The sequence below is a fragment of the Clostridium aciditolerans genome, from assembly GCF_016316925.1.
Classification (GTDB): Bacteria; Bacillota; Clostridia; order Clostridiales; family Clostridiaceae; genus Clostridium_AM; species Clostridium_AM aciditolerans.
On the sequence record NZ_JAEEGB010000033.1, the window covers coordinates 47,288 to 57,780 of the forward strand.

Annotated in this window: 10 protein-coding genes; all 10 read left to right on the forward strand. The window is 32.3% G+C overall.

All coding sequences use genetic code 11. The features are described 5' to 3' along the window. Positions 1–10: 10 nt before the first annotated feature. The 10 genes from kamC (at position 11) to I6U51_RS18940 (ending at position 10,460) form a co-directional block, all read left to right on the forward strand. Positions 11–1,480, forward strand: a complete 1,470-nt coding sequence (gene kamC, locus I6U51_RS18895; RefSeq protein ID WP_246517501.1) for a lysine 5,6-aminomutase reactivase ATPase KamC — start codon at positions 11–13, stop codon at positions 1,478–1,480. A gap of 30 nt (positions 1,481–1,510) precedes the next feature. Continuing rightward, the gene (gene kamD, locus I6U51_RS18900; RefSeq protein ID WP_211144123.1) at positions 1,511–3,091 is read left to right on the forward strand and encodes a lysine 5,6-aminomutase subunit alpha; all 1,581 of its coding nucleotides are present in this window, start codon (positions 1,511–1,513) and stop codon (positions 3,089–3,091) included. 23 nt (positions 3,092–3,114) lie between these two features. Then, positions 3,115–3,903 (forward strand): lysine 5,6-aminomutase subunit beta, encoded by a 789-nt coding sequence (gene kamE, locus I6U51_RS18905; RefSeq protein WP_211144124.1) that lies wholly within the window; start codon positions 3,115–3,117, stop codon positions 3,901–3,903. A 432-nt stretch (positions 3,904–4,335) separates the two neighbouring features. Continuing rightward, positions 4,336–4,701: a DUF2089 domain-containing protein gene (locus tag I6U51_RS18910; RefSeq protein WP_211144125.1), complete on the forward strand. Its 366-nt coding sequence runs from the start codon at positions 4,336–4,338 to the stop codon at positions 4,699–4,701. A 26-nt stretch (positions 4,702–4,727) separates the two neighbouring features. Next, complete coding sequence (locus tag I6U51_RS18915) at positions 4,728–5,102, forward strand: SHOCT-like domain-containing protein (RefSeq protein WP_211144126.1); 375 nt, start codon at positions 4,728–4,730, stop codon at positions 5,100–5,102. 57 nt (positions 5,103–5,159) lie between these two features. Next, positions 5,160–5,417: a hypothetical protein gene (locus I6U51_RS18920; RefSeq protein ID WP_211144127.1), complete on the forward strand. Its 258-nt coding sequence runs from the start codon at positions 5,160–5,162 to the stop codon at positions 5,415–5,417. Positions 5,418–5,492: 75 nt separating this feature from the next. Further along, entirely contained in the window at positions 5,493–6,740 is a 1,248-nt protein-coding gene (locus tag I6U51_RS18925) for an MFS transporter (RefSeq protein WP_343069730.1), read from the forward strand. Positions 6,741–6,764: 24 nt separating this feature from the next. Continuing rightward, entirely contained in the window at positions 6,765–7,070 is a 306-nt protein-coding gene (locus tag I6U51_RS18930) for a hypothetical protein (RefSeq protein WP_211144128.1), read from the forward strand. Positions 7,071–7,593: 523 nt separating this feature from the next. Then, positions 7,594–9,291, forward strand: coding sequence for a GH3 auxin-responsive promoter family protein (locus I6U51_RS18935; RefSeq protein WP_211144129.1), 1,698 nt, complete (start codon positions 7,594–7,596; stop codon positions 9,289–9,291). Then, complete coding sequence (locus tag I6U51_RS18940; protein ID WP_211144130.1) at positions 9,288–10,460, forward strand: MFS transporter; 1,173 nt, start codon at positions 9,288–9,290, stop codon at positions 10,458–10,460. Before I6U51_RS18935 ends, I6U51_RS18940 begins: the two co-directional genes overlap by 4 nt. Positions 10,461–10,493: the final 33 nt, after the last annotated feature.

Consider the following 10,493-nt stretch of genomic DNA (forward strand, 5'->3'; position numbering starts at 1 on the left):
TATTAAGTTTTTGGATAATGAGCAAAGGGAACAAATAGGTTTTTCATTTATATTAGATAAGCTAGAGGTTATAACGCCATATGGAGTTCAAGAAAAGAAGAATATAAGGCCTTTTAAAAGAGACGAAATTCACAAGTTGTGTAATGAACTAAACATTCTAGAGATTATGTGTGAAAACTTAAAGGTTAATAAAGCAATTTATAATGATATAGAAAGAATATTTTATAAGATTAAAGATATTAGAAGCTCTATAAAAAGATGCGAGAACTTAGGTAATTTAGATGATATAGAGTTATATGAGATAAAGTGCTTCGGGTTATTGATGAATGAGTTTTTATTAGCTTTTGAAAGTCTAAACTTAAATATTGTAGATTTTAGATTTCACCCCCTTGAAAATCTAGTTAATATATTAGATCCAGAAGGTAAAAGAATTCCTACCTTTTATATATATAATAGCTATTCTGAAAAGTTGAAGAAAATTAGAGCAAAGAAAGAAAGACTTGAAGGAAAAATAATAATAGAAAAAGATGAGCTGAGGCTTAAAGCTCTTAAAGAAGAGCGATTAAATACAGTATTAGAAGAAGAGGAAGAAGAATTAGTTATAAGAACAAAGTTAACTAAGAAAATAAAGGAGTATTGTCATATATTAAAAGAGAACATTGAAAGTATTGGTAAGTTTGATTTTTTATTAGCAAAGGCAAAGTCAACTTTAAGATATAAAGGCGTAAAGCCTGAGATTTCAGACAAGATGGAGATTATTTTTGAAGATGTATTTAACCCTATGATTGCTGAGATTTTAGAGAATAAAGGAAAAAACTTCACAGCCTTAAATATACAGCTTACTAGAGGTATTACTATTGTAACTGGAGCAAATATGGGAGGAAAAAGCGTTGCTTTAAAAACTATAGTTTTAAATCTTCTACTTGCTCAGTGTGGATTTTTTGTATTTGCAAAGCATGCAGTAGTGCCAACATTGGACTTTATACATTTTATATCAGATGATATGCAGTCAGTATCTAAGGGACTTAGTACCTTTGGAGCAGAAATACTTAAGCTTAAAGAAGTTATTGAGGATGCAAAAAAGAAAAAAGGATTTATTGCCTTAGATGAATTTGCTAGGGGAACAAATCCCAAGGAAGGTTATTATTTAGTTAAGTCTGTATCCAAATATTTAAGAAATTTTGATTCTGTAAGTCTTATTTCAACTCATTATGATGGAATAGCTGACGATGATATGGAGCACTACCAAGTAATAGGGCTTAAAAATATAGACTTTAATTCTTTAAAATACAAGATTGATTTAAATAAAAGATATTCAGTAGAAATAATGCAAGATCATATGGAATATCGCTTGGAGAGGGTATCAAAAGAAAGCGGAGTTCCAAAGGATGCTTTAAATATATGTGTACTGCTTGGATTGGAAGACGAGGTTATAAATATAGCAAAAAAATATTATAACGATGATTACAAAATTAAATGATATATCAGAGGGAAAGAAGGGGAAAAAGCTATGGAAAGTAAATTAAATTTAGACTGGACTATAGTGGATAAGAGCAGAGAAGCGGCTAAAAATATAGCAATATATACTCAAGAATTCATTAACAAAAATACCACTGTATCTGTAGAAAGAACTATATGTAGACTTCTTGGAATTGACGGAGTAGATGAGTATGGAGTCCCTCTTCCTAACGTGGTAGTTGATAACATAGAAAAGGGAAATGGGCTTTCAATGGGAGCGGCTTTGTTTATAGGAAATGCAATAGTCAATACAAATCTAACTCCACAGGAGATAGCAGAAAAAGTGGGAAAAAGAGAACTAGATTTAACTAAGCTTCAAATGAAAGATTTATTCGAAATAAAGATGGCTGTTAATAGCATTGCAAAAGAAACAGTTGAAAGAATAAGAAAAAATAGAGATAAAAGAGAAGAATATCTTCAGAAGTTTGGAGATAAAAAAGGGCCATATCTTTATGTAATTGTTGCAACAGGAAATATATATGAAGATATAGTTCAAGCTGAAGCTGCTGCAAAACAAGGAGCAGATATTATTGCAGTAATAAGAACAACAGGGCAAAGCTTACTAGATTATGTACCTTATGGTGCAACAACAGAAGGCTTTGGGGGAACTTTTGCTACTCAAGAGAACTTTAAACTTATGAGAAAAGCTCTAGATGAAGTTGGAGAAGAACTAGGAAGATATATAAGACTTTGTAACTATTGTTCAGGGCTTTGTATGCCTGAAATTGCAGCTATGGGAGCTTTAGAAAGATTAGATGTTATGCTTAATGATGCTCTTTATGGAATATTATTTAGAGATATAAATATGAAAAGAACTATTGTAGATCAATATTTTTCAAGGATAATTAATGGCTTTGCAGGAGTAATTATAAACACTGGAGAGGATAACTACTTAACTACTTCAGATGCAGTTGAGGAAGCTCATACAGTACTTGCTTCTCAATTTATTAATGAACAATTTGCTCTTTTTGCAGGACTTCCAGAAGAACAGATGGGACTAGGACATGCATTTGAAATTAACCCTGAATTAAAGAATGGATTTGTATATGAGCTAGCTCAGGCTCAAATGGTTAGAGAAATATTCCCGAAAGCTCCACTAAAATATATGCCTCCTACTAAGTTCATGACAGGAAACATATTTAAAGGTCATGTTCAAGATGCATTATTTAATATGATTACCGTATTAACCTCGCAAAAACTTCATCTACTTGGAATGCTTACAGAAGCTATTCATACTCCATTTATGTCTGATAGAGCACTATCTATAGAAAATGCTAGATATATTTTTAATACTATGGAGGATTTAGGTGAAGAAATAAGTTTTAAAAAAGGCGGCATAATGGAAAAAAGGGCATCAGAAGTATTAAACAAAGCCTGTGAACTTCTACAAGAGATAGAATCTATAGGATTATTCAAGACCCTTGAAAGAGGAGTGTTTGCAGGGGTTAAAAGACCAATAGATGGAGGAAAAGGATTGGATGGAGTAGTTGAAAAAGGAAAAGATTATTTCAATCCATTTATAGATATGATGTTAAAAGATAAAACAGATAACCAGCGTGCAGGTACAGTATAGATAATGTAAGGAGGTAGATGTTAATGGGTGGGGGATTATATTCAACTAATAAAAAGGAATTTGATAAAGATTTAGATTTAACAAAGCTAAAACCATACGGAGATACAATGAATGATGGTAAGGTTCAAGTTAGCCTTACCCTTCCGGTAGAAGATGGAGATAAGGCAGTGGAAGCAGCTAAGATACTAGCTAAGAAGATGGGGCTAGAAGATCCTTCAGTAGCGTATCATTGTGCTCTAGACAAGGGATTTACATTTTGCGTAGTATATGGTAGCTTAACGCATACTGTTGATTATACTTCAATTCAGGTTCAAACCGTTGATGTTCATACTATGGATATGAGTGAAGTAAATGAATATATTAAAGACAATATAAAACGTAAGGTCGTTGTTGTAGGGGCAAGTACAGGCACTGATGCTCATACAGTTGGAATAGACGCTATTATGAATATGAAGGGCTTTGCTGGACATTATGGATTAGAGAGATATGAAATGATAGAAGCTCATAATTTGGGCAGTCAAGTTCCAAATGAAGAGTTTATTAAAAAGGCAATAGAATTTAAAGCGGATGTACTTTTAGTGTCTCAAACAGTTACTCAAAAGAATATCCATATACAAAACTTAACAGAGCTTGTAGAACTTTTAGAAGCAGAGGGTTTAAGAGATAAGGTGATTTTAATATGTGGAGGACCAAGAATAACCCATGAACTTGCAAAAGAACTGGGTTATGATGCAGGGTTTGGTCCTGGAAAATACGCTGATGATGTAGCTACTTTTGCAATAACTGAGATAGTTAAAAGAAATAAACAATGAAGGAATAAGTCAACTTTATGGTTAAGAAATCTATAAAATATTGGTATCAATGATAAAGGGATTCTTAGATATATTTTATAAATCAAGTAGGAGCTGAATAATTATTTTATTCAGCTCCTACTTGGCTTACATATAAAGTGAAACTTGAATCAGATGGGGTTTTAACCCCACCTGATTCTTAGTTGAACGAATCCAGGGACATAGCTGCTCTTTACTCCCTGTTTGAGAACAGGGAGTATTAGAGCAGGTAGTCATCGGATAAAATAAATAAAAACATTCATTAAAATTAATTTACCAAGGAAGATTTGATTTTTGTTGAATGAGAAATTAATAAAATTAATAATGAAATTAATTTTATTAATTTTATTAATTTTTATATTGAAATAATTAATAAAGATGTTATAATGAAATTAAATGAAAGAGGTGGAGAAAATGGCATATAAATTAATAAGCAAGTGTCCTGTATGCAACTCTAAATTAAATGTAATAAAATTGAAATGCCAAAAGTGTTCTACAGTGATTGAAAATGAATTTGAACTTTCCAAACTAGAGTATTTAGATGATGAACATATAAAATTTATTGAGGTATTTGTAAAATGCAGAGGCAACATAAAGGATGTAGAAAAAGAACTAGGTATTTCGTATCCCACTGTAAGAGCTAAGTTAGATGATGTAGTATCGGCTCTAGGCTATACAGTAATCAAAAAACCATCAATAGGAAGTAAGACAATAATAGATATGCTTGAAAAAGGAGATATAACTCCTGAAGAAGCGATTAAAATGATGAAAGAAGAATAATATAAATATATAGGAGGAAATTTAAAATGAAAGAAGAAGTAGTAAGAATATTAAAGATGGTAGAAGAAGGCAAAATAAGTTCAGAAAAAGCAGCAGAACTTATAGCAGTATTGGGAAATAACAAGGAAGAGCTAATGGTTAAAAGAAATGACAAAATGATTAAGATAAAAGTACTTTCAAAAGACAATGATTCAGTAAATGTAACTATTCCTGTTAGATTAGTTCAGGCAGTAGGAGGGGCTATAAGTAAGCTTCCACCAATAAAAGAAATAGAAGGATTAGATATAGATATTCAAGATATCATACAGATAATTCTTGATTCTGTAAATTCAAACATTGAAGGTAGATTAGTAGATGTTAAAAGTGCGCAGGGAGATATCGTAGAAATTGTTATAGAATAGACATCATAAATAGTTATCTAGGCTATAAAAGGTTAATATTTTTGTAGGAGAAATTGTATGATGAGGTTATATATAAGAATAAATGGAGGTATTAGGCTATTCTTTCCTATACCTATAGGGATTGCAAAATTAGGATGCAGGCTTGTAAATACTTCAATTGTAAGAAAGAATATTCCACAAGACACCATTCAATATATTGATTGTATCGATTTTAAAAAGCTTATAGAAAGTTTAGATATCTTAAAAGAATATAAGGGATTAAAACTAGTAGATGTGCACAGTAGTGATGGTACAGAGCTTACTATTATAATTTGATATACCATAAAATAAGTAAAAATTTATTTTTTATATTTAGAACTATATATTGTATTAAGTTAAAGGAGTGGTAGCGTGAAAAGTAATACACCCGATACGACGGGTATCTTTCGCAATCGTTTTGTTCAAGTTATTATGATTTCAGGTATTTTATTGCAAATAGGAATATGGGTTCGTAATTTTGCAATACTTTTGTTTGTAATGGAAAAAACACATAATAATCCTTTTGCTGTTTCAATGATTTCTGTTGCAGAATTTGCACCAATTTTCATTTTTTCTTTTATAGGTGGAACCTATGCAGATCGTTGGCGTCCTAAACGCACAATGGTATGGTGTGATTTATTAAGTGCTATTTCTGTATTAATAGTATTATTTACAATAATTTTTAGTACTTGGCAAGCTGTATTTTTCGTAACTTTTATTTCATCTATACTTTCACAATTTTCTCAGCCTTCTGCAATGAAGTTATTTAAAATTCATGTTCCTATTGAAAAACTCCAGATGGGTATGGCTATGTTTCAAACACTAATGGCAATTTTTATGATTATAGGACCAATGATGGGCACATTGGTATATCAAAGATTTGGTATTAATATTGCAATTGGGGTAATGGGAGTAGCATTTCTGTTATCAGCTGCAGTATTGACATTTCTTCCAACAGACGAAAAAGAAGAAAATAAGGAGTTGCAGGCAAATTTTTGGCAGGAGCTAAGTGATGGCTTCCGTTATGTTTGGGAAAGAAAAGTACTTACTATACTTGGTGGCGTTTTTGCTATAGCTGGTTTAGCAGTTGGTATTATTCAACCTCTTGGAATTTTTATTATTATGGAAAGATTGGGATTACCAAAGGAAAACCTACAATGGTTGCTTGCAGCAAATGGTGCGGCTATGCTTATAGGTGGTGGTGTGCTTCTCGGTCTTTCGAAAAAGATAAGCCCTCAAAAACTGCTTGCCATTGGAATGCTTGCTAACGCAATCTCAATTGTAGGGGTTGGATTATCTACAAATTGGGCAATTACTCTTGCATTTCAATTCTTGAATGGATTGTTTATGCCTTGTATTCAAATTGGTATAAATACATTAATTCTTCAACTTACAGAAGAAGAATTTGTGGGAAGAGTAAATGGAGTGTTAAATCCGCTTTTCATGGGAGCTATGGTAATAACGATGAGTTTGGCAGGTTGGTTAAAGATTCAATTTTCCTTAGTAGCAATGTATATGTTGGCCGGGGGATTATTCTTTCTAGGTGTGCTTTTAACGGCTCAACTATTCAATATACCCATTCTTAATGAGAAGGATAAATTGATTTCAGAGTCTAATTAAGACAGTATAAAGAGGTGTTATAAAGTGGCGAAAAAAAGTGCTAGAAATAATGAGTTATTAAATAATGCTAAGGCAAAAACTTCTCCTAAGATATATTCTTTATTAGTAAATCTAGTTAATGATGGTAGAGAAGACTTGGCAGAAATAGTATTAAGAGTTGATTATTTGCTAGAATATGCAAGTACTTGTGTAAAACAAAAGGACTTTGATGAATCAAAGGAAGCTTTAAATAAGGCAAAGATTAGAATCGAGATGCTGGAGAAAGAAGGAGTAGAAACGGAATATCTTAAATATTTGTATGAAGGTATAGCTAAGAAATCTAGATTATAGTAGGAAATTTATCCTTAGCATTTTAAGCAAGATGTGTTATTAGTTTACAATAGCTAGATATATAAAATTTATCCGATGACTACCCGCTCTAATACTCCCATCACACTCTGTGAAAGTGATTCACACAAAATCGTAGATTTTGGTTCTCTACTTTTCTCCAAGGTGGGAGTAAAGAGCGGCTACGTCCATGGATTCGTTCAACTAAACTTCAGATGGGGTTAAATGGCTAAATGGCATTTAACGGGCGGAATCGCCCAGGGTTGTAAACTAAAACCCAACCTGAAGTAAGTTTTACTTTATCTCAGATCACTCATATATAATTGGAGTAGCTTGAGATAAGCTTTTTTGTTTTAGAACTGCAAATAAAACTCATAAATATTGACAAGCAATTTTGTATGAAGTATAATATGAACATAGTTCATTAAAAATATGTTTTATTGAGCATAAATTTTTTTTGAAAGTAAATGAACATTGTTCATTTATATGAATAGATCATATGATAATATGGAGGTTTTGATGAAAAATGGATATTATTCAATCAGCACTAAATTTTTCATTTTCCTTAATTGCTAATAGATATTATAAAAACTTTAACAGAGATACAAAAAAAGCTGCTGAAGTGAACAAAAGCGTCTTGATGGAAATTTTAGAAATGAACACAGAAAGTGAATATGGTCGTTTGCACAATTTTAAAGATATAAAAGACCTTAAGGATTATAAGGGAAATGTACCAATAACAAGTTATAGCGACTATGAAAACTTTATTGAAAGAATTGCAAAGGGCGAATCAAATATACTAACTTGTGAAGAGGTAGAATACTTTGGATTGAGTTCAGGTACAACAGGTAAACAAAAGTATATTCCAGTCACTGCGAGATCTAGAAAAATAAATAATGGCTACATGAACTTTTTAAATCAGGGGTTATTGCATAATTCTATTCCAGCAGCGAAAAAAGGCGGTAGAGGAATGTTTTTGATGAATATGGTAAAGCCGTCAATAGTAACAGAAGGAGGAATTCCAGCTGGAGCTGGTACCTCAGAAGGAATTAAAGCAATGAAGGGTATATTGCCTTATATTTGGACTTCGCCAATTGAAGTGCTTGAAATTCCTGAGCAGCAGATTGCAAATTATTTACACTTACTCTTTGCATTAAAGGAAAAAAATCTATCATATATTGCATCTCCTTTTCCATCAAATATAGTTCAAGTGTTTGGTGCTATGGAAGAAAATTGGAGAGAATTAATAAAAGATATAGCAGAGGGAACTATTAGTGAACAGTTGAGGCTTGATCCTAAAATTAAAATTACACTTGAGAAGAAAATAAAGCCTAATCCAAAAAGAGCAGAAGAGCTTAAGAAAGAGTTTGCTAATGGCATGGCGGGGATTTGCAGAAGGATATGGCCAAATATGCACTATGCAAGTTGCGTAGCAGGGGGAAGTTTTAGTATCTACATTAATAAACTTAGATACTTTATTGGTGAATTACCTGTTTTTTCATCAGTGTATGGAGCAACAGAGGCTCCTATTGGAATGGCAGTTAAACCAAATGATACAACTTATGTAGTTGTTCCTGGAAGCGTCTATTTTGAATTTATACCTTTAAGTGAACAAGATTCAGAAAACCCAATAGCTTTAAATCTGGACGAGCTGAAAATGGGAGAAAGCTATGAGGTGATAATAACTAACTATTCTGGTTTTTATCGATATCGACTTGGAGATGTAATTAAAGTTGTAAATTATTATAATGAAAGTCCTGTTATTGAATTTTTATATAGAAAAGGTCAACTGCTTAATATTGCTGCGGAAAAAACACAAGAAGCAGCAGTACAACATGCTGTAATGACAGCTGTAAAGAAGTGGGGAACTGAACTTGTAGACTATACTGTTATTCAAGATTTAAGTTCTACTGTGGGATACTATAAATTTTATGTGGAAGTGAATAATCCTGAAGCATTGATAAATGATATTGAAAAAAATAGGGTTATTTTAGAAAAAGCATTAGGTGAAGCTAATCCACGATATTTAGCAGGTCTAGAGGCTAATAGAATTGCGTCTTTGAAATTACAGGTTGTAAAATGTGGAACCTTTGAAAATGTTAGAAAAGAACTTTTAAAAAAGGGAGCTTCAATAAATCAAGTGAAGATTCCCAGAGTGATTAATGATAAAAAATTGATTTTATTACTAGATCAAAATACTGAAATATTGGAGGGATTGATATGAAAAAAGACTATGGTAAGTCAAAGATAATATTGTTTATAACTCTTTTTCTAGTTATGGTAGGATTCGGAATAATTATTCCTATTATACCTTTTTACGTTAATAGTATGGGTGGCGGTTCTGCTGCACTAGGAATTTTTATGTCTGCTTATTCAGTGATGCAGTTCTTCTTTGCACCTTTTTGGGGAAGGCTGTCAGACAAAATTGGGAGAAGACCAGTTTTGTTAATAGGTTTAAGTGGTTATGGAGCAACTTTCATACTTTTCGGGTTAGCTAAACACCTATGGATACTGATATTAGTAAGGGCTTTATCAGGTATGGTATCTTCTGCAACCTTACCAACAGCAATGGCATATTTAGCTGATATAACTGAAGGGGACGAACGTTCAAAAAACATGGGTATGGTCGGTGCTTCCATGGGACTAGGCATGGTATTTGGTCCAGCTATAGGTGGATGGTTAGGACATTATAGCTTTTCCCTCCCATTCTTTGTTTCAGGGATTTTAGCTTTCTTAATTTTCCCATTTGCTTGGAAGTTTTTACCGGAGACCTTGAAGGAAACAAACTCTCATAAAAAAGCTGAGAGAGAGAAATTAAGTCTAAATGTAATCAAGAATCCTTTATTTATATTGTTTGTATTTGCTTTTATAATGAATTTTGCTATGGCAATCTTTGAAAGTACCTTTGCTTTATTAGTAGCTAATAAAATTGGCTTTGGACCTCAACAAATGGGAACTATCTTTGCATTATTAGGAATAGTAGGAGTAATAGTTCAAGGTGGTTTAATTGGTCGTTTAGTAAAAAGATTCGGAGATGCTAGATTAATGAAGACTGGAGCATGGATGTGTGGCATTGGATTTTTAATGATTATACTTTCAAACAATAAACTTTTTATGTTCCTTGCAACTTCTGTTTTTATGGCTGGTAATTCCTTGATGGGGCCTACTAGCAACAGTTTGGCTACTAAGAATGCAGCAAAAGGGCAAGGAGTATCTCTTGGATTCATGCAGTCCTTTGGAAGCTTAGGAAGAATATTGGGACCTATTACAGGTGGTGTATTGTATGGATTTAGCATGAATTTGCCTTACATTGTAGGAGCTTCGTTGTTGATAATAATAGTTTTAATAGGAAGCAAAAAAGTTACTTCTTATGAAAGAATAGCAGTTAACTAAAAGATAATAGATAAAAATATAGAAGAAAGAAAA

Excerpts from the sequence above, each read along its gene's own strand:
- kamD (WP_211144123.1), top strand. The coding sequence starts at position 1,511 with ATGGAAAGTAAATTAAATTTAGACTGGACTATAGTGGATAAGAGCAGA.
- kamE (WP_211144124.1), top strand. The coding sequence starts at position 3,115 with ATGGGTGGGGGATTATATTCAACTAATAAAAAGGAATTTGATAAAGAT.
- I6U51_RS18910 (WP_211144125.1), top strand. The coding sequence starts at position 4,336 with ATGGCATATAAATTAATAAGCAAGTGTCCTGTATGCAACTCTAAATTA.
- I6U51_RS18915 (WP_211144126.1), top strand. The coding sequence starts at position 4,728 with ATGAAAGAAGAAGTAGTAAGAATATTAAAGATGGTAGAAGAAGGCAAA.
- I6U51_RS18920 (WP_211144127.1), top strand. The coding sequence starts at position 5,160 with ATGATGAGGTTATATATAAGAATAAATGGAGGTATTAGGCTATTCTTT.
- I6U51_RS18935 (WP_211144129.1), top strand. The coding sequence starts at position 7,594 with ATGGATATTATTCAATCAGCACTAAATTTTTCATTTTCCTTAATTGCT.
- I6U51_RS18940 (WP_211144130.1), top strand. The coding sequence starts at position 9,288 with ATGAAAAAAGACTATGGTAAGTCAAAGATAATATTGTTTATAACTCTT.